Consider the following 25,945-nt stretch of genomic DNA (forward strand, 5'->3'; position numbering starts at 1 on the left):
CCTTTTCCGGCTTCCTGCTCCGGGGGTTCCGGCTCCCTCACTTGTCCAACTGCACCTCGGCCGCCCCGACCTCGTTGCGCGGATCGCTGCCGCCGGCCAGGGTGTTGCTGCGCCTGTCCCATTCCACCGTCTGCAGATTGCCCCAGACGTGGCTGGAGCCGCGCCCGCCGGCGGCGGTGTCGCCCGGCAGCTTGAGCGCGTGGCCCATCGCCTGCAGGCCCTTGACCGTAGCCTCGTCGAAGGTGCCGCTCTCGGCCTCGATCACGTCGGGCAGCCACTGGTGGTGGTAGCGCGGCAGCGCCGCGACCTGCTGCGGGGTCAGGCCGTCGTCGTAGCCGAGGATGCCCAGCAGCACCATCGTGATGATGCGGCTGCCGCCCGGCGTGCCCAGCACCACGGTCTTGTCGGCGTTGCGCATGAAAGTCGGCGTCATCGAGCTGAGCGGGCGCTTGCCCGGCCTGGGCGCGTTGGCCTCGTAGCCCATCACGCCGAAGGCGTTCGGCGTACCCGGCTTGAGCGCGAAGTCGTCCATCTCGTCGTTGAGCAGCACCCCGGTGCCCTTCGGGATCAGGCCGGACCCGTACAGCAGGTTCACCGTCTGGGTCGCGCCGACCAGGTTGCCCTCGTCGTCGATGATCGAGAAATGCGTGGTCTCGTCGTCCTCCAGGGGCGTCGGATTGCCCGACAGCAGGTCGCTGGGCGTGGCCTTCTCCGGGTTGATCGTCGAGCGCAGGCCGAGCGCGTAGTCCTTGCTCAGCAGCACGCGCTGCGGGATCGCGGTGAAGTCCGGATCGCCCAGGAAGAAGGTGCGATCGCGATAGGCGCGGCGCATCGCCTCGACGACCAGGTGGGTGCGATGCGCCGGGTCCATCGCCTTGAGGTCGTAGCCCTCCAGGATCTGCAGCATCGACGCCAGCGCGATGCCGCCCGAGGACGGCGGCGGCGCGGTGGTGATCTTCCAGCCCTTGTAGTCGAACTGGATCGGCGTGCGCTGCTTGACCCGGTAGGCGGCCAGTTCCGCGGCGGTCCACTTGCCGCCGGCCTGGTTGACGCCGGCGATCAGCTTCCTGGCGGTCTCGCCCTTGTAGAAGCCGTCGAAGCCCTTCTCGCCCAGCAACGCCAGCGTGCGCGCCAGTTCGGGCTGCTTGAAGATGTCGCCCTCGGCGATCGGCTTGCCGTTGCGCAGGTACACCTCGCGCGTGCCGGGGTAGCGCTCCATCACCTCGCGCCGCTGCGCGTAGCCCCTGGCCATGCGCGCGTAGACCGGGAAGCCCTCGGTGGCGATGCGGATCGCCGGCGCCAGCGACTGCTTCAGCGGCAGGCGGCCGTGCTTCGTCGCCAGTTCGACCAGGGCCGCCGGCAGGCCCGGAATGCCGGCCGACCACGGGCCGTTGATCGACTTGTTCGGGTCGAGCTTGCCGTCCTTGTCCAGGAACCGGTCGGGCGTGGCCGACTCCGGCGCGGTCTCGCGCGCGTCCAGCATCACGTCCTGCCCGGTCTTGGCATCGTGCAGCAGGAAGAAGCCGCCGCCGCCCAGGCCGGAACTGATCGGCTCGACCACGCTCAGCGTCGAGGACACCGCCACGGCCGCGTCGAACGCGTTGCCGCCTTCGCGCAGGATCTGCAGGCCCGCCTCGGTGGCGAGCCGGTGCCCGCTGGCCACGGCCGCGCCCGGCGGATGCGCCGCGGTGCCGGCGGCAGGTACGGCGGCCGGGGCGGTCCCGGCCCAGGCGACCGGCGACAGCATCAGGCCCAGCAGCAGGACATGGCGGGCGAACGTTCTCATGAGGCGGGGGGCTCCTGTTCGTACAGTTCGGGGTGCTCCTGCTGCAGCCGCAGCAGCTTGGCGAGCAGCTGGTCGTGCGTTTCCGGGATGTCCGGGTCGGGATCGATGCACTCCACCGGGCACACCACGACGCACTGCGGCTCGTCGAAGTGGCCGACGCATTCCGTGCAGCGCGCGGGATCGATCACGTAGATCGTCTCGCCCATCGAAATGGCGTGGTTCGGGCAGGCCGGCTCGCAGACGTCGCAATTGACGCAGAGCTCGTTGATCTTCAGGGACATTTAGGGGAATTCGGCACCAACCCGGCCATATTACCGGGATCGGACAGGCAGGTCCGGCCCCGCATGGAACGCTGCGGCCGGCTTTTGCGATGCCGGCTTCGCCGGGGGACGGCCTTCGTGGAGCGCCTTTTGTGGGAGCGACTGAAGCCGCTCCCACAAAAGGCGGGAGGCGCCCGCCCCGGCCGCCGGTCGCACCGGCGGCGGAAGCACGGCGCCTCCGCGTCGTGGACGGGCGGGCCGAAGCCCGCCGCCCGGCATCACTTCGCTTCGACGAACACGTATTCCGCGCCGGTCGGCTTCACCACGGCCTGCACGCGCTCGTTGTCGGCCGCCTCGCCGATGAACAGCACGCGCACGCCCTTCATCGAGTCGGCCTGCACGTCCTTGAACGAGGCTTCGATCAGGTCCGCCATCTTGGCCGAGGCCGACGAACCGAACGCCAGCATGTTGCCCGGCTGCACGCCACGGCTCAGCGCGGTCTTCACGCTCTCCAGCTGGCGCTCGTAGCTGCCCTGGAACTCGGCATCCGACTCCGGCGGCAGGTAATACAGGAACGGGCTGTTGGTGATGGTGCCCAGGTTCTGGCCGACCTCGGCCTGCAGGTATTGCTTCCAGCCGGCGTTGTCGTCCTTGGCGGGGGCCTTCAGGGCCTGGACCTCGGCGACCGGGGCCGGGGCCTCTTCCTTCTTGCAGGCCGCCAGGGCCAGCGTGGTCATCGTCGCGAGCGCCAGGGCGCGCATGGTGGTCTTCATGGAACTCCTCCCTCTGTAGGACGTGTGATGATGTGTTTTGGGTCAGGCCTGGCCGCGCGCTTCGCGGACCCGGCGCAGGGCCTCGACGACAGAGGCCGGCACGAAGCCGGAGACGTCGCCACCGAGCCGGGCGATCTCGCGCACCAGCGAGGACGAGATGAAGCTGTACTGCTCGGCCGGGGTCAGGAACAGCGTTTCCACCTCGGGGATCAGGTGGCGGTTCATGCTCGCCATCTGGAACTCGTACTCGAAGTCCGACACCGCGCGCAGGCCGCGCAGCAGCACCCCGGCGCCGACGTCGCGCACGAAGTGCGCCAGCAGGGTGTCGAAACCGCGCACCTCGACGTTGGCATGGCGGGCCAGCGCGCCGCGGGCCAGTTCGACGCGCTGCTCCAGCGGCAGCGCGGGCCCCTTGGACGGGCTCTGCGCCACGCCCACCACGATCTTCTCGAACAGCGGCGCGGCGCGGCTCACCAGGTCGATGTGGCCGTTGGTGATCGGATCGAAGGTGCCCGGGTAAACGGCAATGCGGCTATTGGCCACGGTCATGCGTCTGCGGTCGGATTCAGGTCGTCGCGCAGTGTACCAGCGGCCCGCCGGTACAGCGCATAGCGCACCTCGCGGGTCGTCCCCTCGCGGTGCGGGTGCCAGTCGGCGGGCGGGCGCGGATGGGCGTCCTGCGGCGACTCCAGGTACAGCCAGGCGCTGCCGGCCAGCCGCGCCGGCAGCGATTCCAGCACCGCGTCCCAGAGCCCCGCGGCGAAAGGCGGGTCGACGAAGGCGACGTCGAAGTCCCCCTGCCCCGGCTGGCGCAGCCATGCCAGGGCATCGGCCTGCACGACCTGCACCTGCGCCCCGGCATCCAGCCTGGCGACCTGCTGGCGCAGTTGCGCGGCGAGGCCGGGATCGCGTTCGACCAGCACCGCCGAGGCGGCCCCGCGCGAAACCGCCTCCAGCCCGAGCGCGCCGCTGCCGGCGAACAGGTCGAGCACCCGCGCACCCGCGATCTTCGGCATCAGCCAGTTGAACAGGGTCTCGCGCACCCGCTCGCCGGTCGGGCGCAATCCGGGCAGGTCCGGGACCTGCAGGCGCGTATTGCGCCAGCGTCCTCCGATGATGCGGATCTGGCCCGCTCCGCCATGGGCGGGGCGCGGCGACGGGCGTGGTGGTCGGGACATGCGGACAGGCGACGGAGAGCGGCCGGCATGATAGCGCTTGCGAAAGGGGCTCCACCGCGGCCACACGGTGGACCGCGGGAGGGACTCCGGTCCCGGCGGGCTTTCCCGGCGAGGCCCGCCGGGACCGGAGTCCTCCCGCAATCGGCGGGCCGAACGGGCGCCTTGCCTTGAAATCGCCCGTCCAACCCATACCCCGGGCCCATCGGCCGCCACGCGGCCCAGGCCACCACGGAGCAAGACGACGATGACCGTTGAGACGCACAAAGAGACGCTGGGCTTCCAGACCGAGGTCAAGCAGCTGCTGCAGCTGATGATCCATTCGCTTTACTCCAACAAGGAGATCTTCCTGCGCGAACTGGTCTCCAATGCCGCCGACGCGGCCGACAAGCTGCGCTTCGAGGCGCTCAAGGCGCCGGCGCTGCTGGAGGAAGACCCCGCCCTGCGCATCCGCGTCGAGTTCGACAAGGACGCCAGGACCGTCACCATCGACGACAACGGCATCGGCATGAGCCGCGAGGAGGCCGTCGCCCACCTCGGCACCATCGCCAAGTCCGGCACCGGCGAGTTCCTCAAGAACCTGTCCGGCGACCAGAAGAAGGACGCCAACCTGATCGGCCAGTTCGGCGTCGGTTTCTACAGCGCGTTCATCGTCGCCGACCAGGTCGACGTGTACAGCCGCCGCGCCGGCCTGCCGGCCGCCGAGGGCGTGCACTGGTCGAGCAAGGGCGAAGGCGATTTCGAGGTCGCCACGATCGACAAGCCGCAGCGCGGCACCCGCATCGTGCTGCACCTGAAGGACGGCGAGGAAGGCTTCGCCGACGGCTGGAAGCTGCGCGGCATCCTCAAGAAGTATTCCGACCACATCGGCCTGCCGATCGAGATGCTCAAGGAGCACTACGGCGAGGACAAGCCGGCCGAGCCGGAATGGGAGGCGGTCAACAAGGCCAGCGCGCTGTGGACCCGCCCCAAGTCCGAGATCAAGGACGAGGAATACCAGGAGTTCTACAAGCACATCGCCCACGACGTCGCCAACCCGCTGGCGTGGAGCCACAACAAGGTCGAGGGCAAGCTCGAGTACACCTCGCTGCTGTACGTGCCGGGCCGCGCGCCGTTCGACCTGTACCACCGCGACGCCGCCAAGGGCCTGAAGCTGTACGTGCAGCGCGTCTTCATCATGGACCAGGCCGAGCAGTTCCTGCCGCTGTACCTGCGCTTCGTCAAGGGCGTGGTGGACTCGGCCGATCTCTCGCTCAACGTCTCGCGCGAGATCCTGCAGTCCGGCCCGGTGGTCGACTCGATGAAGTCCGCGCTGACCAAGCGCGCCCTGGACATGCTGGAAAAGCTGGCCAAGGACAAGCCTGAGGACTACGCCACGTTCTGGCGCAACTTCGGCCAGGTGCTGAAGGAAGGCCCGGCCGAGGACTACGGCAACCGCGAGAAGATCGCCGGCCTGCTGCGCTTCGCGTCCACGCACGACGCCGGCGGCGAGCAGAGCGTGTCGCTGGCCGACTACGTGGCGCGCATGAAGGAAGGCCAGGACAAGCTGTACTACCTGACCGGCGAGAGCCACGCGCAGATCAAGGACAGCCCGCACCTGGAGGTGTTCCGCAAGAAGGGCATCGAGGTGCTGCTGCTGACCGACCGCATCGACGAGTGGCTGATGGGCTACCTGACCGAGTTCGACGGCAAGTCGTTCGTGGACGTGGCGCGCGGCGACCTCGACCTGGGCAGCCTGGACTCGGAGGAGGAAAAGAAGGCGCAGGAGGAAATCGCCAGGACCAAGGAAGGCCTGGCCAGCCGGATCAAGGCCGCGCTCGGCGACGAGGTGGCCGAGGTGCGCGTCTCCCATCGCCTGACCGACTCCCCGGCGATCCTCGCCATCGGCCAGGGCGACCTGGGCCTGCAGATGCGCCAGATCCTGGAGGCCAGCGGCCAGAAGGTGCCGGAGAGCAAGCCGGTGTTCGAGTTCAACCCGACCCACCCGCTGATCGAGAAACTCGACGCCGAGCAGGACATGGACCGCTTCGCCGACTTCAGCCGGGTGCTGCTGGACCAGGCCGCGCTCGCCGCCGGCGACAGCCTGAAGGACCCGGCCGGCTACGTGCGCCGGCTCAACAAGCTGTTGTTGCAGTTGACGGTGTAAGAGCCGGACTGAGGGTTCAAAAAAAAGCAGGCCGCGTTCTCGCGGCCTGCCAGGGAAGCCCGCGACCGAACCGGTCGCGGGAAACTGCTTTTCCGAGTCCCGGGTCCCGGCCTCCCTCAGAACTTCACGGTCACCCGGCCCCAGTAGTAGCGGCCCAGCAGGTCGTAGGTCGCCACGTCGGTGTTGGCGTTGTTGACGTTGTTGGCGTAGTACAGCGGCGGCTGCTTGTTGGTGATGTTGTCCACGCCGACCTCGAAGCGCAGGTGCCACGGCGTGAAATCGTAGCCGGCCTGCAGGTTGTGGTAGACGTAGCTGCCGATCTCGCGCACCACGCCCGGCGCGCCGGAATCGGCGGACAAGCTCTGCTCCAGGTCGCTGCTGCCGATCTGGGTCTTGCCGACGTAGCGCACGCGCCAGCTCGCGCTCCAGTCGCCCAGGTTCCAGCCCAGCGTCGCCAGGCCGCGCCAGCGCGGGAAGTTGCCGTAGGAATACGTGTACTTGCCGACGTTGTGGATCGTCACCGTGCTCGGGTCGGTGGTGTCGGGCAGGATGTCGTAGCGGGTCAGGTAGGTGCCGGTGAGGCCGGCGGTGAAGCGGCCCCACGCGCTTTCCGGCAGCCGGTAGGTCAGGTTGAAGTCGATGCCGCGCGCCCAGAGCTTGCCGAGGTTGACGGTCGGCTCGGCGATGTAGTTGATCGTGCCATTGCCGTTGCGATGGATCAGCGCGCAGAACGCGCTGGCCGAGTTGGCGTAGCACTGGTTGAGCACGGTCTGCGCCGACACCGTGGTGATGGTGTCCTCCAGGTCGATGCGCCACCAGTCCGCGCTCAGCGACAACCCTTCGATCCAGTGCGGATCGTAGACGAAGCCGACGTCGTAGGACTTGCCGGTCTCCGGCTTGAGCTGGTAGCCGGCCACGGCCGCGCCCGACGCCTTGCCGGAAACCTGGCCGTCGGCCTGCTGGTAGCTGCCGTCGGTGGGCACGTTGGCGCAGGCCGCCTCGTGGCCGCCGGTGTAGCCGTTGCACGGATCGTTGGCGGTGGCCGCGTCGCCGGCCACGCCCGCGTACAGTTCGCTGATGTTGGGCGCGCGGAACACCTGCGAGACGGTGCCGCGCAGCAGCAGGTCCTCCACCGGCCGGTACTCGATCGAGAGCTTGCTGTTGGTCTTGCTGCCCACCGAGCTGTAGTCGGAGAAGCGCGTGCCGATGGTGACGTTGAGCGAGCTGACGCCGGGCAGGTCCTTCAGCAGCGGGAACAGCGCCTCGGCGTAGGCCTCCTTGACGTTGAAGCCGCCGTTCAGCACCGAGCCGCAGTACTCGATCACCCCGCACAGGCCGTTCTCGTCGGCGGTCCACAGCGGATCGGCATGGGTGGTGGTCTCTTCCTTGCGATACGACAGTCCGGCGGCGAGGCTGGCGGTGCCGGCCGGCAGGTCGAACAGGTCGCCGTTGGCATTGGCCTCGAACTGCTTGACCGTGTAGATGCTGGTGACCACCGGGTCGACCACCATCGATTCCAGCGCGGCGGTGTTGGACGGATCGTTGATGTTGAAGACGTTGATCGGCGTGCAGCCGGCGATGACGTTGCCCGCGCTGCCGCACTTGACCGTGCCGTCGCTGTCCATGAACGAGGGCCCGACCGCCTGGTTGAACTTGGCGTAATCGAGGAAGCCGTAGTTGGTCGACTTCTGCCTGACCCGCCCGTAGTTCAGCGCGGTTTCCCAGCGCCAGGAGCTCTCGCCGAAGCCGCCGCGCAATCCCGCCGTGGCCTGGAAGTTGTAGGTGTCGTACTGGTAGCGGCGGTTGCCGAGCGAGGTGATGCGCGTGTTGAAATCGTTGTACGAGGTGCCCGTGGCGCGGTCGGTCCCGAAGTTCACGCCGAACGGGTTGTAGTAGCTGTCGGCGGACACCAGGAAGTTGTCGCCGTTGGCGAAGATCGGGATCGGGGCGATCACCGAGGCCGATTCGGTCTTGCTGAACCAGGTGTTGACGTAGGCCTCGACGTTGTCGGTGAGCCGGTAGCTGCCGAGCACGAACGCGTTGGTGCGCTTCTGCGGCGTCTGCAGCAGGTTGAACGGCTGGTAGTTGTACGAATCGGCGGTGGCGCTGTAGCAATGGAAGTCGCCCTGGCCGGGGGTGCCGCTCACGCCGCCGTCGAGCGTCACGCGCGAGCAGCCGTGGCGGGCGGCCAGGGCCTTGGAGGCGTCGGAACCGTCGTTGAAGTTGATCGAACCGGTCGGCGTGGCCGAGGACCCCTGCTTCACCGACTGCCCGTCGATCAGGTACAGCGCGTCCTTGGAGTAGCCGCGCGCGCCGGCCGAGACCGGATCGATGTCGTGGTAGGAGACGCCGGCCACGAGGCTGCCGCGGTCCCAGGCCTTGCCGGCGGTCAGCGCGAAGTTGCGGCGGTTGCCGTCGCTCTTCCAACTGGTGCCGAAGTCGCTGCTGAACTGCACGCCCTCGAACTTCTCGCGCAGGATGAAGTTGACCACGCCGCCGATCGCGTCCGAGCCGTACACGGCCGAGGCGCCATCGCTGAGCACCTCGACGCGCTCGATCATGCTGGCCGGGATCGCGTTGACGTCGTTGTAGGCCAGGCGGATGCCGTTGACCAGCACCAGCGTGCGCTTGTCGCCCAGGCCGCGCAGCGACACGGTGGAGGCGCCGGTGCCGCCGCCGTTGTTGGTGTACGGGTTGGTCGCGTTGCCGGCGATCGAGGGCAGTTCCTGCAGCAGGTCGCCGACCGTGGCCTTGCCGGTGGCCGCGATCTGCTCGGCGCTGACGGTGACCACCGGGTTGGCGGTCTCGGTGTCGACGCGGCGCAGGCGCGAGCCGGTCACGACCACGCTGTCCAGGGTCTGGGTGGCATCGCCGCCCGAGGGCGCCGCATCCTGGGCGAACGCCGGCGCCGCCACCGCGGAGGCGAGCACGGAAGTGATCGCGAGGCTGAGCCGGCGCGCGGCGGTGCCGGGGGCGATGGGCGGGCGGGACATCGGGGCGGGATTTGACGGATGCAACGACATGCAGCGGACTCCTCGGAGGTGATGTGCAGCGTTTTTCGGGCAAAGCGAGGCCACGCCGGCGCGGCCGGCGAATCGGAAGATGGAATGCAGCCGGGCGCAGGCGTCATGCGCGACGGGGGCAGCGCACCCGTGCCAGGACCGCCGGATCCCGCGCTGGAACGCAGGTTCAACGAAAAGCGGGGCAACCTTCGACGCCGTGCCAGGCAACGGCGTCGGGTCTTGCGTTAATCAGTCGGTAACAATGTGCCTGTAGTCCGACATGGCGTCTTGTCGCATTTTTCGTCCATGGCTGCGGAAAACGGCATGATTTCCGCGCGTCGCGCCGCCGCCGGCCGCAAGCCGATACGCCTGCAACCATTCCGCGTCGCGAGGCGTTCCATCAGGCATGCACCAGCCAACCGCCGAACAGCGGCCCGGCGGTATCGCCGTGCTGCGGCTCGAACCTGAACTTCAACGTCTTCGCATCGCGGGTGAGCGCGATGGGCAAGGGATAGTCGCGGTCGACGAAGTCGATCACCTGGCCGCGCTCGACCTGCACTTCCACCGCGAGCGTGCCGTTGACCAGGATGTTGAAGCGGCCCTTGTCGCTGCCCCAGAAGCGCAGGCGCAGCGCCAACGGGCGGTCGCTGCCCTTCATCTCGAACTCGACGAAACCCTTGCCGCGCACGTCGCGGCACTTCTGCCGGCGGTACTCGCCGCCGAAGGAGGTATCGCTGGTCAGCCCGTGCGCCTTCTCCGACGCCTCGTCGCCGAACCGGATCGAATCGACGGCGCTGGCCTGCATGGCTTCGAAGGCGGCTTTCTGCTCCAGCCGCCGCTCCGACTCGCGCACCCATCGCGCGGAATCCATGCGCTTGAAATAGAGCGCGCTGCGACGCTCGTATTGCGAATAGAACGGCATGAACGTGAGTCCCTCCGGGCGCGTGGTGCTGGCCAGGTAGGTTGCCGGCGCAGGACGCTCGGCGAAGCCCGAGAGCGGCGAGGCATCGGCCACCAGCGCCGGATCCGGCGCATCGTAGGGTTCGCCGGCGGGGCCGAGGTCGGCCGCCAGCGCCAGCGCACCGCGCATCACCACCACCGTGTCCGGATCGCCCGGCGCCGGTTCCAGCCGCAATGGCATGGCGAATTCCAAGTCGATCGTGTCGCCCGCCTTCCAGGCGCGCTCCAGGACGATGTAGCCCTCCCCGGCCTGCGCCTTCCGGGGAGCGCCGTTGATGCGCAGCGCGTAGCGCCCCTCGCACCATGCCGGTACGCGCAGGCACCACCGGCGCGGCGTCTTCTCGCCGATGCGCGCGACCCGCAAGCGCACCTTCCCGTCGACCGGCAGCCCGCTGTCCAGGTCGAGGGCGAGATCGCGCTCCGGCCAGTCCAGCGCCGAGGGAATGTAGAGGTTGACGTACAGCGATTGCGCGTCGTGCCAGAAGATCGAGTCGCCGAACTGCGCGTGCGCCTCCATGCCGGTGCCGACGCAGCACCAGAACGAATCGAACTTGTCGGAGAACTCGCGGCGCCCGCCGGCGATCATCGGGGTCATGTAGGTGAACATGCCGGTGCCCGGATGCTGCGCCGCCATCGTGTGGTTGTGCAGGGTGCGCTCGTAGTAGTCGAAGTAGCGCGCCTGCGGCGTCCACTGGTACAGGTGCCGGGTGAGCTTGAGCATGTTGTAGCTGTTGCAGTGCTCGCAGGTCTGCTCGGTCAGGAACGCGGCGATGGTGTCCGGTTGCTGGAAGTACTCGCGGTCGGCGTTGCCGCCGATCACGTAGCTGTAGTGCGCGGTCACGGTTTCCCAGAAGAAGCGCGCCGCGGCCGCCGAATCGGCGTCGCCGGCCACCTCGAACTGGCGCGCCTCGCCGATGAACTTGGGGATCTGGGTATTGGCATGGATGTGCGGCAGCGCATCGCGGCCGGCGATGGCGGGGTCGACCACCTTCTCGTGGCGCAGGCGCTTGCCCACGGCGGTCCAGCGCGGATCGCCGGTGCGCGCGCCCAGCTCGATGTAGGACTCGTTGAGCCCGCCGAACTCGGTGTCCAGCAACTGCTGCATCTGCGCATGGTCGAGCGCGTCGAACACCCCGGCGAAATAGCCCGCCATCGGCACCAGCACCTCCAGCGCCTGCCGGTTGCCCGCCAGCGCGTGCGCATCGAGCAGGCCGGCGAACAGCTTGTGCTGGGTGTACAACGGCGACCAGCTGCCGTTGAGGTTGAACTTGCTGCCCTTGATGATGCCGCGCCGCACCTCCTCCATCACCTGCTTGCCGCCCTCGATCCCGCCCTTGTCGTTCTTGCGGGTGAAGCCGCCGACGTAGCCGTCCTTGTCGGCCGCCTGCGCGCGCGCCAGCTCGGCGACGATGTAGTCGATGCGCTGCCTGGCGTCGGCGTCGCCGGTCTGCGCGTGCAGCTTGGACAGCGCGCTCAGGTAATGGCCCAGGGTGTGCCCGGAGATGGTGTCGCCCTCCCAGCCGCCATAGCTCTCGCCCTTCGACGGCAATCCGGCGTACTTGAGGAAGTTGCACAGCAGGCGATCCGGTTCCAGCTCGAACAGGTAGCGGCGGTTGGTCAATACCGAATCCAGGAACAGCGAAGGCTTGAGTCGGACGTTCCCGAGCGGCGCCGCCTGCACCTTGCCGGCCTCCGTTGCGGCCGCCTCCAGGGGAAAGCGCAGGAAGCCGGCGGCGACCGCCAGCGCGCTCCATTGCAGGAAGCGGCGGCGCGCCGGATCGTCGATGCCGGCGGCCGCGGCGTGGACGTGGGCGGCCTGCAGACAAGGCGTGTCGGACGCGGGTACGGGAGGAACGGAAGAACGCATGCGGGGTTTCTCTCCTGGCGGCGATCGGCGCGGGACCGATCAGGTGGAAGTCGCCGGTCCGCGCAACGAAGATCCCGGTACCCTTGGCGTCTGCGGGGGAAGGCACGGGCTTGCTGCACCGCAAGAGCGGCGAATCGGCACCGTCGACGCGACGGCACGCAAGTCCCGACTATCGCGCCCTGTGCGCCGCGCGTCTTGACCCGACCCGCGGGCATCGATGCGGAAATCCGCACGAAATCCGGCAAGGCCTCAAGGTCCGTCGCAGTGCGCGGCGCCCGCGGTCGCGGTTTTCGGCAGCCATTGCGGCCGCACCGACAGGGCCATCCACTCCTGCACCGCCACCGCGGCGTGGGCGTCGCCGTCGCCGGATGCATCGAACACCGCGCGCAGGCAGCGCGTGGTCACCGGAGCGAAGCGCACGTGCTGGGGCATGCCGGGCCGGGTGCCGTAACCGCTGGCGTGCCGCACCGGCAGCCAGCGGCCCTCATGGCGATATTCCAGGTGCCAGGCGCGCGGCGGCGCGATGCCGGTCGTGGCGCCGGCCGGCTGGTCGGCGAAGAACACGATCGTGCTGCCGTCCAGCGTCACCGGCAGGTCCCAGGCGTACTGGATCCATGCACGCGCCGGTGGCCGCGGCGTCCAGTTGCTCCACATGTCCGGCGGCAACGGCGCGGCACGGGCGATGCCGTCGTTGAGCGCGGCGATCCAGTACTGGACCGGCACGCCCGGGCTGTTGGACGCGCTGGCGAACGCGGCCGGCGCGAGATTGCGCTGCGGCTTCGGTGCAGGTCGCGGCGGACGGGTCTGGCGCACCGGCCGCATCCGCGCGGGCGTGGCCGCATCGTCCCAGTCGATCCGGTCGATCGCCACGCTGCGGCGGAAATGCCCGCCGTCCCGTGCGTCGGCCGTGTGGTAGACGAGGTACCACTGGCCCTTGTAGAGGATCACGCCCGGATGCGAGGTGGTCGAGGACACCGGGCCCAGGATCACGCCGCGGTAGGTCCACGGCCCGCGCGGCGTGGGTGCGGTGCCGTAGGCGATGCACGCGTGGTAGATCGCCGGCGTGCAGGGCGAATCGGGCCCTGCCTCGTTGCCGGCATAGGCCAGGTAATAGGTGCCGCCGCGCTTGAACAGCCAGGGTGCCTCGAAGAAGCCGTCCAGCGTGGACACCGCGAACTCCGCGCCCCTGGGCGTAAGCATGTCGCGTTCCAGCTCGACGCCGCGCAGCCGGCCAAAGGTGCCCCAGTACAGGTAGACCCGGCCGTCGTCGTCGACCATCACGGTCGGGTCGATGTTCTGGATGTCGTTCTTCTCGGGCACCGACTGGGAAACGATCGGCCCTTGTGGATGCGCATCCCGCCATGGCCCCACTGGCGTGTCGGCCACCGCCACGCCGATCGCGAACCGGTCGGGATTGGTGGAATCGCGCTCTTCCACCGGCGCATAGAGGTAATAGCGCCGATCCGGCCCCTGCACGATCTGGCCGGCGTAGGCGCGGCCCGGAGCGGCCCATGCGAACACCTGCTCCGGGCGCAGCATCCCCGGATAGTGTTGCCAACGCCCGCCGGCCACGTCGTCGGTGACCAGCATCTGCCATTCCTTCATGACGAAGTCGTTGACATCCAGTGGTGCCTCGTCGCGGCCGGCGAGGATGTAAAGCTTGCCGCCGGCAACCAGCGGCGCGGGATCGGCCGAGTAGTAATCGCCATCGGCCAGGATCGGATTGCCGTGCGCCTGCACGACGCGCGGAGTGATGCCAGCCGTTGCGTTGGGCATAGCGATCATGCACGCCATCACGACCATCCAACGCGTCATTCCCGCGAAAGCGGAAATCCATGGACGCGCTCGCAATCGCCAACGAACCCTTTCGCGGGGCTGACGGCTGGAGAGAAGCCGAAGAATCTTCGATCCTGCCATCACGGTCGTCCCTCCCGCGTGCGCACCACGACCTGCAGCGGCAGCGTGCCGGTTGCGCCGCGCCCGTCGACTTCGCCCTCGACCGTGAGCGTCGTACCCGCCGCGGGCGCGGTTCCGGGCGCAGAACGCCAGCGCACCGCGCGCCGTTCCCGCGAGCCGTCGTTGTACTGCACGGTGGCGAACGCGGGCAGCGCCGGCACCTGGCCAGGCGCTACCCACACCTCCGGTGGAGCATCGACGGTATTGACCTGCCCCGGCTCGCTGGCGCGCACCCAGACCGTGGCGGTCGCGGGCACGCCGCCTTCGGCCAGGCCATGCAGGTCGATGCGTCCATCGCTCGCCAGCCTGGCGGGATCGATCTGCGGCCAGCTCACGCCGACCTCGGCACTGCCGCCATCGGCATACCAGGCCGCGATCCTCTCCGGCAACCGCGGCGCCTGGCCGATGCCGGTACGCACGTCGATCGGCTCCAGCCGTTCCGGCAGATCGGCGAACACCTGCCATTCGTCCACGCCCAGGGCCTTGTAGCCGGCACCGTCGGGTGCAGTCGCGATCACCGCGCGCAATGCGCAGGTCGTCACCGGGGCGAAGCGCGCGTGGCTGGGTGCGCCGTTGCCCGCGAGCGGATAATCGGCGGCGATGTCGAGCCAGCGTCCGTCGCGCAGGTATTGCAGCTTCCAGCCGCGGGGTTCGGCCACGCCGCCCCCGGGCTGGTCGTCCCAGAAGTACAGCGTGCTGGCCGAGATCCGCACCGGTTGCCGCCACTGGTATTGCAGCCACACCGTCGCCGGTTGCTGCCGGCCCCAGCTGCCCCAGCGCCGGTCGCCGCTCGGCGTGCTGCCCGGTGCCGGCACCTCGCCGTCGTTGAGCGCCTGCACGCGATGATGGGACGCGGTGAACTCGGCACGGGCCACGGCATCGCCCTGCACCTGGATACCCTGCCCCGACGCCTTCGCCGCAGCGCTCACGCGCACGTCGGCATGCGATTGCAACGCCCCGTCGCTTGCGGTCAACCGCAGCACGTAGTCGCCGGCCGCGGTGAAGCGCACGAAGGTATCGGTAGCGCCGGCATCCTCGAAGATCGCCTCGCCATCCCGCGGCCCGCTCAGCCTGCTCCAATGCAACGCCAATCGCCCCTGCGGCAAGGCGTCGTCGCCGACCCGGCCGGACAATCGCAACGCCCCCGATGCCGACGCGCGATCCTCCTGCCATGCCACGACCTGCGGTGCCCGGTTCGCCACCGCTTTCGGCGCCGGCATGCCGGTCGCGTATGCCTGGATTTCCTTGATCCCGGTGCGGAGCGTGCCGGCATGGAAGACCTTCACCCGGAACCGGGCGGCGCCGATCGCAGGAAAACGCAGCCGGTTGCGGTTGCCCTGCGCGATCGAGGGGTCGCGCACTTGCCCGGGTACGTCCTTCCAGGTGCCGCCGTCGAGGTACTGCAATGTGTACATCCAGGGCGGCGCATAGCCGGCGCGGGTGCCGGACGGAAAGCCATGCTGCTCGCCTTCCGCCGAGGAACTCCGGTAGAAGTACAGCAGCAGCGTGTCCAGCGTTTGCGGCCGGGCGAAGTCCAGCTCGATCCAATCGCTGGCATCGGGCGAACCGGCGGTGCCCCAGAACGGCTCGTTCGCGGTGCTGCCATCGACCGCGCCCTTCGCCTCGAACCCGGCCGTGGCGAAGCTGGCCGAGACCGTCGCGTCGCGCGCCAGGTTGCGTGCGCCGGCCAGCGCCGGGGCGACCTCGATGCCGGCATCGGCCAGCACCTCGGCAGTGCGCGTGCCGGTCTCGATGCGTACCTGTTCCGGGCGCGCCAGCGTGGCGCGCCCGGCGTGCAGCACCGTCGCCGCGACCTGGCCGCGCGCATCCGCGACCGGCTCGACACGGCCGTTGGCCGGGTCGTAGAGCACGTGCGCCAGCCGGTCCACCGTGAACGCCCGCCGGCCATCCAGATACAGCGAATAGCCTTGCGGCACCTTGCCCTGGTAATGGCGTCCATCGCGGTCCCAGACGATGGACAGATCGTGGTCGCGGTAACGGATGCCGTCGGCGGCGAAGTGGTCCCAGCCGATGTCGATCGGATCCAGCTCGATCCTGGCGTCGCTGCGCGGGCGCAGGCCCATCGCGTCCTCGATCACGGTGAAGTTGGTGGCGCCGAGCTGGGTGTGATGAATCCACGAGCGATAACCGATGCTGCCGCCATCGGCGGCGCTGCCCTTGGCCCAGAACTCGTTCTGGTCCGGGTAGCGGTTGTCGCCGTCGATGTAGTGCGCCCAGGCGTTCCAGTACAGCAGCTTGCGATACCACCCTGCATCCAGGTACGGGCTCGGATAGTCGCGCAGCGCCGAAGCCAGCAGGCGGAACATCACGGTGGAGTTGATCACCGAGAAATTGTTGCTGCCTTCCTCGCCCCGCGCATGCTTGTCGGCCTGGTTCGCGGTGTAGAACGGGAACACCGGGTACTGGTCGGCATCGGCGAACAGGCGCAGCGCGCGCACGTACTTGGGGTCGTAGTCGGCATCGCCTCGCTTGGGCATCAGCCCGACCGCGAACGGGAAATAGTTGTTGGTCTCCTTCCAATCCACCGGCAGTTCCGGCCCGCTGGCCTGGCGGTGCTTGAGCAGGTCGCCGTGCAGGCCCATCGAGTCGGCCGCACTGCTGCGGTCCTGCCACAGCACCGCCAGCACCGAGGCGCGGATGCGCGCCGCCACCTGTTCCATCTGCCGCGCGACGTCGGCATCGCCGGCCAGCCGCGCCGCCTCGGCCGCCGCCTTGGCATTGGCCCAGACATAGGCGCTCTCGGCACGATCCATGCGCGCCTGTCCATGCCGTTTGGCCCAGTCGAACGACACCGCGTCGGCATCGTTGCCGGTCATCGCCGCCCAGTCGTACTCGATCAGGCCGTTGCCGTTGCGGTCGTAGGCCTTCAGCAGGCCGAGCACGTCGCCGCGGCCGTAGTCGGCCAGCTTGCCCGCGAGCGCCGCAGGCCCGCCGTGCACCTGGTAGGCGCGCCAGGCCGCGGCGGTGATGTACTGCGCGTAGGAGTTGGACCAATTCTGCGGCGAGCCGGGGTTGTCGACGTACTTGCCGCCACCCGCGACCTCGCCCGCCCCGATCCAGCTCCCGTAGGCATAGACCGGATCGCGCAGGTACTTCAGGTCGTCCAGGAACATGCAGGTCGTCAGCACGATGGCGTTGTCGTAGCCGAGCACGCCCTCGATCGCCACCGGGAACTGGTAGTCGTTGCCCGGCACCGCGGCGTCGAGGAAATTGAAACGCAGCAACCACCATCGATAGAACAACGTCTTGTCGATGTTGTCCTCGGGGGTGTCGAGGTACGGGATGTTGTCGGCCCACCAGCGGTTGTAGGCGAGCACGTGCTCCCGATACGCCTGTTGCGGCGACTGCGCGGCGATCCGTCGATACTCGGCCAGCGAGGAAGGAAGCTCGCGCGTGGTCAGGCCGAGTTGCAGCTTGAACGTGGCGCTCCCGCCTTCTGCCGGCACCTGCACTGGCCGTGCCAGCGCACCGTCGGCCACCGTGAAGCCATCGCCGGAGAAGCGTGGGAATACGGTAGTGACGTCGTTGCGCGCCTGGAATGCGCCGGTCAACTCGACATCATCGGCGTGTACCGCCATCGGAGAGATCGCGCGCAGCGTCAGCGCGTGCGCACGCCCGTCCAGCGCCGACAGCGTGACCTCGGCCACCGCCACGTTCTGCTGGGTGATGAACTTCACCAGGTGCAATCGCACACCCGCGGCGGCATCCTCGAACACCGTGGAGAAGTAGCTGGGCGTTTGCCGCCGCTGCGGCGCGACCTCCTTCAGCGCCAGCGTCTTTCCATCCTGCTCGACCTGCACGCGAAACAACGCGTCGTGTCCGGTTTTGTGCCAGTACGCCACATCGCCGACGAAGCCAGGCTCCTCCGGCTTGTGCGTGTACAGATAGGCGGCACGGCCGCGCGTGAACAGCCAGTTGTTGGTATCCCCGTGGCCACCGCCCTCGCCCGCGCGCGCCAGCATCCGGTCGATCCAGAAGTCGCGCCCGGGCGCACTGCCGGCGCCGGCCGCGAGATCGGCCGCGAACACGCGCTGCAGGTGGCCGCCCGGGACGAAGTCCACGCCGGTCTCCGGTACCGGATGCGCATCGCCGAGGAAACGCGGCTCGCCGATGGCGGCATTGGGATGCGCCGGCGCTGGCTCGCCGGCGGATGCTGCGAATGCGGCCGGCATCAGTGCCAGCCAGGCCAGGAGCAGGCATCGCCATCGTGGGGCACGACAACGCGGGACGGAAACGTAGATATTCATGCAGCCTCGTGGAACCGCCATCCCAACCCGTCGTCCCCGCGAAGGCGGGGATCCAGGGACTTTGGCTTTGACCAGCAGTGTCCTTGGATCCCCGCTTTCGCGGGGATGACGAGCTCCCTCGACGCTCGGATCAGAACTCCCACCTCACCTTGCCCCAGAAATAGCGGCCGATCGTGTTGTAGGTCCAGGCATCGGTGTTGGAAGCGTTGGAGTAATACCCGTAATAGATCGGCGGTTTCTTGTCGAAGGCATTGTCCACGCCGATCGTCGCGGTCAGGCCGAGCGACTTGAACTTGCGATTGACGGTCAGGTCGTTGTAGACGTAGGCAGGCACGTCGAAGTAAACGCAATTGCCGCTCGCGTCGGTATTGTTGCAGTAGCCCTCGTAAGCACTGCCGACCACGCTGGAACCGATGTAGCGCATCGTCCAGGCGGCATGCCAGTCGCCATAGTCCCAGCCCAGGTTGAGGTTGGCCTTCAGGCGCGGCAGGTTGCCGTAGCTGGAGGTCTCGCCGACGTAGTTGTGGCCGTCGTCGCCGACCAGGTACTTCGACATCAGCGTCGCATCCAGGCCGAGCTGGAAACGGCCCCAGCGATCGGTCTCCAGCTGGTATTTGGTGGCGAAGTCGTAGCCGCGGATTTCGACCTTGTCGAGGTTCACCGAGTACGGCACGGTCACGCTGACCAACTGGCCCGTCGCGCTGCGCGTCACCAGCGCGCAGTAGGCAGCTTCGCCCTGGTAGCAGCGATCGAGCACCTGCTCGTAGCCGGTGCCGCTGATCATGTTCTCCAGCTTGACCTTCCAGGCATCGAAGCTCACCGAGAAGCCCGGCAACCAATCCGGGTCGTACACCAATCCCACGTCGTAGGAATGGCCGGATTCCGGCTTGAGGTCGAATCCGGCGTTGGCGTCGCCGGTGACGATCACGGTCATCGTGCCGGTGTTGACGAAGCTGCCGTCCGCCGGCACGTTCTGGCAGCCGCCGGCACCGGCGCCGCCGGTGTAGTGCTCGCATGGATCGTAGTAGCTTCCGGCATCGTTGATGCCCTGGTAGGGCGAACCGTACAAGTCGCCCAGCGCCGGCGCGCGGAACACTTCGGCGGCCGTGGCGCGCACCAGCAGGTCGGAGACCGGGCGCCATTCCAGCGCCAGCGAACTGTTGGTGGTACGGCCCCAGGCGCTGTAGTCGGACAGGCGGCTGCCGATGTCCAGGCTCAGCGAATGCGCCAGCGGCAGGTCCGACAGGATCGGCACCAGCAGCTCGGCATAGGCTTCCTTCAGGGTCTCGGCGTGTCCTTGCTTCATGATGCAGCCGTCCATGTAGTCGCAGGCGCCGTACGCATCGGCCATCGCGACCGAACTCTGCGTGCCCTGGTGGAAATCGTTCCTGCGGTATTCCAGTCCGAAGGCGGCCTTCACTTCGCCGGCCGGGAGCGCGAACAGCGTGCCATTGGTGGCCAGGTTGATGTTCTTCGAGGTGCTCTCGTCCTTCAGGTCCACCGGCAGCAGGGTCGACCGGAGCGCGGCAAGGGTGTCCGGGTCGTTCGGGTTGAAGACGTTCCCGGTTTCGAGCACGTCGACCAGCTCGGAGGTGACCGCAAAGCCGTAGCGCACCAGCTTGTCCTTGTAGCTGGCGTAGCCGACGCTGGCGTCCCACTGCCAGCTCGAATCGCCGAAGCTGCCGCGCAGGCCGGCGACGGCGTTGGTCTGCGCCATCGACGAGACGTACTTGCGGCTGAAGACCGGCGTGCGAAGGATGTAGTCGCTGAGGTCCGAACCGAACGGATTGTATGGATTGCCGGCGACGTCGGCGCCCAGCCCGGCCGCGCTGATGCCATAGGGCTGCAGGTGCGAGGTGGTCTTGCTGTGCGTCCACAGCAGGTCGGCATAGGCCTGGATGCCGTCGGTGATGTCCCAGGTGGCGCGCATCGAGAAGTTGGTGCGGTCCCCGGGCGTGATCATGTACTGGGAATCGTAGTAGTTGTAGCGGTCGCGCGAATCGGTGCCGAACGCATGGTAGTCCGCGGCGGTCAGGGCGCCGGCGCCCACGTCGTAGTTCGGCGTCAGCCGCGTTCCGTCGCCCAGCACGGCACGGGTATTGCTGCCCGTCATGTCGCCGATCACGCCGTTGTTGTAGCTGAGCTGGCTCTTCGCGAAGCCGCGGTCGCGGTTGTAGAGCGCGTTCTGCGAGTTGTGGCTCAGCGCCAGCATCACGCTGCCGCGGCTCCAGGTCTTGCCCCATTCCACCGCGAAGTTGCGGCGGGCCGCGTCGCCATGGCCGCTGATGCCGTAGTCGGCCTCGACCGCCCCGCCGTCGTAGCCGTTCTTGAGGATGATGTTGACCACGCCGCCGATCGCATCGGAACCGTAGATCGCCGAGGCACCGGCGGTCAGCACCTCGATGTGGTCGACCATCGCCGCGGGGATCGAATTCACGTCCACGCCGGGCGCGGCGGCGACGCTGCTGGCCGGGCCGGTCATGCGATGGCCATTGAGTAGCACGAGGGTGCGTTCCGGCCCCAGCCCGCGCAGCGAGACCAACGCGCGGCCATGGCTGAAACCGCTGTTGATCGAAGTGTTGGTCTGGATGCCGGACATCACCGGCAGGCTCTGCAGCATGTCGCCGACCGTCGCCTTGCCGCTGTCCTCGATGCGTTGGCGGTCGATCGTGACCACCGGGCTCGCGGTCTCCATGTCGACGCGGCGGATGTGCGAGCCGGTCACGGTCACCGTGTCGAGCTGCTTGGCCTTTTTGTTGTCTTGCGACCGGTCGTCGCCGGCCTCCTGCGCGTGCGCCGCGGGCGCGGCCGCACTCATCGCCAGCAGGATCGCCAGCGTCAATGGACACGAATGCCTTGCGGCGCGGAACGCGGCGACGTGCGGGACGGGAACAGCGGAACTGGGCGACATCGGAGGATTCCTCTGGCGATTCTGGCTAAGGGAACGCTGGAATTCGGGCCGAACGACCCCGTCCCGGCGCATGGCGCCGGAAGCGGGATGGTCGATGTGCAACGGAACTTCGGAACGGCGACGCGGCGTGGATCGGCGAATTACCGCGCCCGTGGTGCGTGCCTGGGAACCCTCACGCCTTCCCCCACGTGGAATTCATGTTCCGGTAACGACAGCGCAAACGTCTTGACGCAAATAGCGAAGAAGGATGCGGAAATCCGCACTTTCCGCAGCGGGTTCGGCGTCCCGCGGATCTTCCCTCCATGCCGTCGAACGGCGGGAGGATTTCCCGGCGGCCCGGCTCTTGGATATCCATGGATATCCAAGAGCCGAATACGGGATCCGCCTCGGTCATGCGATATCAAATCCGGATCCGGCGCATACGGATTCAGGCATATCGCGCCCGTACCATCACGCTGCCGCCCGCCTTCACCGGCAACGCAACGCGATCGCGCTGCGGACCGGCGGGAACGGCAGGACGGCCATCGACGCTCACTTCGACCAGGCGCTTGCCCGCCGGCACCCGCAGACTGAGCCAGGCCCGCGACGGCGCGCGTTCCGGCAGTTCGACGCGTCCTTCGATCGTGCCCCGTGCCGGATCGGCCTGCAGGTGCAGGCTGGCGCGCCCCCATGGCGTCGGCGCGCCGCGCAGCGCGACCGGCCTGCCGCTGGCGAGCCAGTCGCGCGGCAGCGCGCGCGCCAGGTACAGCGCGTCGCCCTGGTCGAACGCCAGCATCCAGCGCAACAGCAGCGGCACGGTCATCTGCGCCGGCATGCAGAACAGCGGCATGCCACCGGTGATGCCGGCCACCTCGCCGGCGGTCCAGCTGCCGCGCGTATGCGCCTGGTAGCGATGCGCGTACAGGAACAACAGGTATTCCTCGATCCTGTCCAGGCGCAATAGCTGCTGCGCATAGCCGTAGGAAATGAAGCCTAGGATGTCGCGCCCTTCCGGCGTCGGCTTCCAGATGTTGGAAACGATGCCGAGCGTGGTGCCTCCGTGGCCGCGCAGGCAATCGATCACCAGGTTGGCGAGGTCTTCCGGCAGCACGTCGGCCTGCAGCAGTTCGGCATAGACGCGGTGCGACCAGAGCTGCTCGCTCTTGCTCGGGTCCTCCTGCGACATCGCCTCGCGGAAGGTCTGCGTGGCGCCCGGCAGCGGGCCGATGTACGGCGGCGACAGGTCCCGGCGCACGTTGGCGCGGATGCTCTGCAGCAGGCGCTCGCGCAGCCGCTTCGCGCGCGCGCGCCACTGCGCGGCCTCGGTGCCGCTGCCGCCGAGCGAGGTCCATACCGCGGCGATGTCCTCCCAGCCGCGGATCGCCAACGCGCTGTTGGCGAAGTACGGCTTCCACCACAGCGACGGATCGGGATACAGGCAGGCATCGGACTCGTTCCAGCCATGGATCAGTCCATGGCCGCGGTCGTTCTTCGGCAGCGCCAGCGCGGCATCGTGCAGTTCGGCCAGGATCTGCGCGGTGGCGGCGATCTTGCCGCGATGCTTGCGCAGCAGCGCGGCGTCGCCGGTATAGCGCAGGTAACGCGCCAGCAGCGACAGGGTGAGGCCGAACTGGCCGGTCTCCGGGCCGCGCATGTTGATCATGCCGTCGGCCTGGGTGTACTCGGACAGGTAGTTGTCGAGCACCGCCGCGGCCTGGGCGAAGCGGCCCCACTCCAGGTTGGCGTACAGCGAGCTGGTGAAGGTGTCCTGGAAGCCGTCGTACTCGTTGCCGTAGTAGTCGCGGTCGACCGCGCCGTACTTGGGATAGACCCCGGCCGGGCGTACCACCAGTTCGCGCGCGAAGGCGAAGCGCGCCATGTCGGCCCAGCTCGGGTCGGGCAACTGCGCCTCGGCGGCATCGGCCACGCGCGCCTGCCAATAGCCGGCGAAATCGAGCAGGCCGCGGTAGAAGTCCTCGGCGCTGGCGCCGTTGCGGCGCGGCGGGTACTCCGGATAGCTGTAGCCGTAGACGGTCCTGGCCGCCTTGCCGTTCTCGACCAGCACCGCGCGGTGCCAGGTCTGCACGACGAAGCGGTCGTGCGCATTCACGTCGGCGAACACGATCAGGTCGTACCAGCGGCCCTCGCCGGCCGGCACCACCTTGTGCACCGCCGGGAGCCAGCCGCCGAGCAGGCCCTCCTCGCGGCGGGCGATCTTGCCGGCCTCGCCCAGCTCGGGGAAGTACTGGATCGCCCGGTAGGTGCGGGTGCGCCCGTCCGGATAGACCTGCATGGTGTCGTTGCCCTGCACGGTCCCGACGAAGGTGGTCCACGGCAGGCGGCCGTTGTAGTCCTTAGGATCCAGGCGCGAGGCCGGCGGCGGTGCGGCGTCGCGTACCTCGTCCTCGCGTGGGTCGCCGTCGCGCAGCAATCGGTCGGCGAGCAGGTCGGCCTCGGCCATGGCCACTTCGGCCAGCTTCATGCCGAAATACGGCGGCCGGTCGCTGCCCCACACCGCCTCGGTGCGCTTGCCCAGGTCGAGCACGCCCTCGGCGCAGGCCAGCACCAGCGAACCCTGCGGCGTGCGCAGGTCCTCGTGCACGCTCCAGCGCCGGCCCCGGTGGTCGAACTCGAGCAACTTCGCATGCTCGGGCAATGGGTCGCGCGGCGGCGAGAGCGCCGGCGATGCCATCCCCTCCGCTGCGCCGGCGATCGCCGGCATTTGCCATCCCCACACCATGGTCCCGGCAGTGACGCCGACGCCTCCACGCAAGAACTGTCTCCGGTCCACCTGTCACGCTCCTCTCGAAAAGATCGGGCCGGCGCCGCCCGGCGACCTGGCCGTTCGAAAAACCGCCGTTCGCGGTCCGCTCAACCCGCGTCCAGCCACACCCGCATTTCGCCCTCGCCGCGGTTGGCCCAGGCGAAGTAAGGCACGAACCGCAATCGCTGCGATCGCGCGCGTGCGGGCGGCGGATCATAGCGGTACAGCGCTTCCCGCCCCTGCGGCTCGCGCCGCAGGCCATCGGCCTCGACCAGCGTCATGCCCGCGAACACGCCATCGCCGGCGACCGGCACCAGCGCCGCGTCCGCCGGCAGCGCCAGCTGGTGCAGGTCGGCGCCGTTGTCGGCCTCCTCCAGGCAATAGACCAGCGGTCCGCGCTGCAGGGCGACCTTGCCAGCCGCCTGGCGCAGGCGCGGGTGCGCGCCGATCCGCCGCACCGGCATCGGCAGCTCCAGCCGCAGGCGATCGCCGGGCCGCCATTCGCGCTCCAGCCAGGCGTAGCCCTTGCGCACCTGCAGCGGCACGTCCTCGTCGTTGAGCTGCAACCGCGGCTGCCCGCACCAGTCCGGCAGGCGCAATGCCAGCGCGGTGGAGAAGGCCTGCTCGGCCAGGACCTCGATCTCGACGCGCCCATCCCAGGGATAATCGGTGCGCTGGCGCAGGCCGAAGCGAACGCCGTCGCGTTCGAACCACGCCTCGCCGCCGACGTACAGGTCCACGTGCAGCGCCTCGGCGCGGCTGGTGTAGACGTAGTGTCCCAGCGAAGCGATCAGGCGGGCGATGTTGGGCGGGCAGCAGGCGCAGCCGAACCAGCGCTGGCGCGTCGGCTTCACGTGGTCGTAGGCATGGTTGGCCGCCATCGCGCGCGGCACCGTCTCCAGCGGGTTGACGTAGAAGAACGCCTTCCCGTCCAGCGACATGCCTGCCAGCACCACGTTGTACAACGCCCGCTCCATCGCGTCGGCGTAGCCGGCCTCGCCCTCCATCTGCAGCATGCGCTTTGCGAACATCATCAGCCCCACGCCGGCGCAGCTTTCCGCATAGGCGCTGTCGTTGGGCAGGTCGTACGCGCTGGTGAAGGATTCCCCCCAACCCTGCGCGCCGATGCCGCCCGTCACGTACATCTGCCGCGCGCTCATGTCGTGCCACAGGCGCAGGCAGGCCTCGCGCTTGGCGGCGTCGCCGTCCAGCCGCGCCAGGTGCGCCGCGCCGGCCAGCAGGTAGACGAAGCGCACCGCATGGCCGGTGGCGTGCTGCTGTTCGACCAGCGGCAGGTGCGCCTGGCTGTAGGCCTTGTCGCGCACCATCCAGTCCTTGCCATGGTTGTCCCAGTACGAGACGCCGCCGCGCCTTTCGTGCTCGATGTCGTACCAGTGCGGCCGGCTGCCGCGCTGGTCGATGAAGTAGCGCGCCAATGCGCGATAGCGTTCCTCGCCCGTGGCTTCGTACAGGCGCAGCAGCGCAAGCTCGACCTCCGGATGCCCGGGGTAGCCCTGCAGCTTGCCCGGCCCGGTGCCGAACACCGCATCGATATGGTCGGCGAACCGGCAGCACACCTCCAGCAGCGTGCGCTTGCCGGTGGCCTGGAAATACGCCACGCCGGCCTCGAACAGATGCCCGGCGCAGTACAGCTCGTGGCATTCGGCCAGGTTGCTCCAACGCTCGGCCGGCGCCTTCAGGGTGAAGTAGGTATTGAGATACCCGTCCGGCTGCTGGGCGGCGGCGACCAGGTCGATCACCTCGTCGGCGGTGCGCTCCAACGCAGGGTCGCGCTGCTGCACCAGCAGGTAGGCGACCGCCTCCAGCCACTTGGCCACGTCGCTGTCCTGGAAGATCATGCCGCGGAAATCGCCCTGCTCGCGCCCGGCGGCGATGCGGAAATTGGCGATGGCGTGGCTCGGTTCCGCATCCGGGACGCGGTCGTTGAGCGCCAGCCATTGGTAAGGCACCACCACGTCGCGCACCAGCGCCTGGTAGCCGCTCCAGAACGGCGCGGTCAATGCGATCTGTTTCAGCTGGGGGTCCTGGATGCCCGGCATGCGGTATTTCCTGTGCGTTCGATTCGGCGAAAGGGGGT

At 68.6% G+C, this 25,945-nt stretch carries 13 protein-coding genes; 1 reads left to right on the forward strand and 12 read right to left on the reverse strand.

Annotated elements, in window-relative coordinates; translation table 11 throughout:
* Positions 1-37 precede the first annotated feature (37 nt).
* The 5 genes from ggt to rsmD all read right to left on the reverse strand — a co-directional run bounded on the left by ggt (position 38) and on the right by rsmD (position 3,997).
* Positions 38-1,786 (reverse strand): gamma-glutamyltransferase, encoded by a 1,749-nt coding sequence (gene ggt / locus FD678_RS00925; RefSeq protein ID WP_140718737.1) that lies wholly within the window; start codon positions 1,784-1,786, stop codon positions 38-40.
* Positions 1,783-2,067, reverse strand: coding sequence for a YfhL family 4Fe-4S dicluster ferredoxin (locus tag FD678_RS00930; RefSeq protein ID WP_140718738.1), 285 nt, complete (start codon positions 2,065-2,067; stop codon positions 1,783-1,785). Before FD678_RS00930 ends, ggt begins: the two co-directional genes overlap by 4 nt.
* 257 nt (positions 2,068-2,324) lie before the next feature.
* Positions 2,325-2,819, reverse strand: a complete 495-nt coding sequence (locus FD678_RS00935; protein ID WP_177497491.1) for a hypothetical protein — start codon at positions 2,817-2,819, stop codon at positions 2,325-2,327.
* Between the two features lie 42 nt (positions 2,820-2,861).
* Positions 2,862-3,368 carry a pantetheine-phosphate adenylyltransferase gene (coaD, locus tag FD678_RS00940; RefSeq protein WP_140718739.1) on the reverse strand — a complete coding sequence of 169 codons (507 nt, stop codon included), beginning with the start codon at positions 3,366-3,368 and terminating at the stop codon, positions 2,862-2,864.
* Complete coding sequence (rsmD, locus tag FD678_RS00945; protein WP_140718740.1) at positions 3,365-3,997, reverse strand: 16S rRNA (guanine(966)-N(2))-methyltransferase RsmD; 633 nt, start codon at positions 3,995-3,997, stop codon at positions 3,365-3,367. The genes coaD and rsmD overlap by 4 nt, the downstream gene beginning before the upstream one ends.
* Positions 3,998-4,241: 244 nt before the next feature.
* Here rsmD and htpG point away from each other — a divergent pair, with 244 nt between their 5' ends.
* Positions 4,242-6,140 carry a molecular chaperone HtpG gene (htpG, locus tag FD678_RS00950; RefSeq protein WP_140718741.1) on the forward strand — a complete coding sequence of 633 codons (1,899 nt, stop codon included), beginning with the start codon at positions 4,242-4,244 and terminating at the stop codon, positions 6,138-6,140.
* Between the two features lie 116 nt (positions 6,141-6,256).
* Here the strand turns inward: htpG and FD678_RS00955 are convergent, their stop codons facing one another.
* From FD678_RS00955 to FD678_RS00985, 7 genes are all read right to left on the reverse strand, one after another.
* A complete protein-coding gene (locus FD678_RS00955; RefSeq protein WP_140718742.1) occupies positions 6,257-9,133 on the reverse strand; it encodes a TonB-dependent receptor in 2,877 nt (958 codons plus the stop codon).
* A 409-nt stretch (positions 9,134-9,542) separates the two neighbouring features.
* On the reverse strand, positions 9,543-11,969 hold the full coding sequence (locus FD678_RS00960) for a glycoside hydrolase family 127 protein (protein ID WP_140718743.1): 2,427 nt from the start codon (positions 11,967-11,969) through the stop codon (positions 9,543-9,545).
* Between the two features lie 249 nt (positions 11,970-12,218).
* Positions 12,219-13,745 (reverse strand): family 43 glycosylhydrolase, encoded by a 1,527-nt coding sequence (locus tag FD678_RS00965; protein WP_218569408.1) that lies wholly within the window; start codon positions 13,743-13,745, stop codon positions 12,219-12,221.
* 140 nt (positions 13,746-13,885) lie between these two features.
* Entirely contained in the window at positions 13,886-18,118 is a 4,233-nt protein-coding gene (locus tag FD678_RS00970; protein WP_218569409.1) for an Ig-like domain-containing protein, read from the reverse strand.
* A 205-nt stretch (positions 18,119-18,323) separates the two neighbouring features.
* Positions 18,324-21,104, reverse strand: a complete 2,781-nt coding sequence (locus FD678_RS00975; protein WP_140718746.1) for a TonB-dependent receptor — start codon at positions 21,102-21,104, stop codon at positions 18,324-18,326.
* 427 nt (positions 21,105-21,531) lie between these two features.
* The gene (locus tag FD678_RS00980) at positions 21,532-23,805 is read right to left on the reverse strand and encodes a hypothetical protein (RefSeq protein ID WP_218569410.1); all 2,274 of its coding nucleotides are present in this window, start codon (positions 23,803-23,805) and stop codon (positions 21,532-21,534) included.
* A 149-nt stretch (positions 23,806-23,954) separates the two neighbouring features.
* Positions 23,955-25,907 (reverse strand): glycoside hydrolase family 127 protein, encoded by a 1,953-nt coding sequence (locus FD678_RS00985; protein WP_140718748.1) that lies wholly within the window; start codon positions 25,905-25,907, stop codon positions 23,955-23,957.
* Between the last annotated feature and the right edge of the window lie 38 nt (positions 25,908-25,945).

The sequence above is a fragment of the Pseudomonas sp. Hp2 genome (genome assembly GCF_006386585.1).
Lineage (GTDB): Bacteria > Pseudomonadota > Gammaproteobacteria > Xanthomonadales > Xanthomonadaceae > Pseudomonas_S > Pseudomonas_S boreopolis.

What these genes read in the sequence shown, in the direction of transcription:
- ggt (WP_140718737.1), bottom strand. Translation starts at nt 1,786, where the DNA reads ATGAGAACGTTCGCCCGCCATGTCCTGCTGCTGGGCCTGATGCTGTCG.
- FD678_RS00930 (WP_140718738.1), bottom strand. Translation starts at nt 2,067, where the DNA reads ATGTCCCTGAAGATCAACGAGCTCTGCGTCAATTGCGACGTCTGCGAG.
- rsmD (WP_140718740.1), bottom strand. Translation starts at nt 3,997, where the DNA reads ATGTCCCGACCACCACGCCCGTCGCCGCGCCCCGCCCATGGCGGAGCG.
- FD678_RS00965 (WP_218569408.1), bottom strand. Translation starts at nt 13,745, where the DNA reads ATGCCCAACGCAACGGCTGGCATCACTCCGCGCGTCGTGCAGGCGCAC.
- FD678_RS00935 (WP_177497491.1), bottom strand. Translation starts at nt 2,819, where the DNA reads ATGAAGACCACCATGCGCGCCCTGGCGCTCGCGACGATGACCACGCTG.
- FD678_RS00985 (WP_140718748.1), bottom strand. Translation starts at nt 25,907, where the DNA reads ATGCCGGGCATCCAGGACCCCCAGCTGAAACAGATCGCATTGACCGCG.
- FD678_RS00975 (WP_140718746.1), bottom strand. Translation starts at nt 21,104, where the DNA reads ATGTCGCCCAGTTCCGCTGTTCCCGTCCCGCACGTCGCCGCGTTCCGC.
- FD678_RS00955 (WP_140718742.1), bottom strand. Translation starts at nt 9,133, where the DNA reads ATGTCCCGCCCGCCCATCGCCCCCGGCACCGCCGCGCGCCGGCTCAGC.
- coaD (WP_140718739.1), bottom strand. Translation starts at nt 3,368, where the DNA reads ATGACCGTGGCCAATAGCCGCATTGCCGTTTACCCGGGCACCTTCGAT.
- htpG (WP_140718741.1), top strand. Translation starts at nt 4,242, where the DNA reads ATGACCGTTGAGACGCACAAAGAGACGCTGGGCTTCCAGACCGAGGTC.
- FD678_RS00960 (WP_140718743.1), bottom strand. Translation starts at nt 11,969, where the DNA reads ATGCGTTCTTCCGTTCCTCCCGTACCCGCGTCCGACACGCCTTGTCTG.
- FD678_RS00980 (WP_218569410.1), bottom strand. Translation starts at nt 23,805, where the DNA reads ATGCCGGCGATCGCCGGCGCAGCGGAGGGGATGGCATCGCCGGCGCTC.
- FD678_RS00970 (WP_218569409.1), bottom strand. Translation starts at nt 18,118, where the DNA reads ATGCCGGCCGCATTCGCAGCATCCGCCGGCGAGCCAGCGCCGGCGCAT.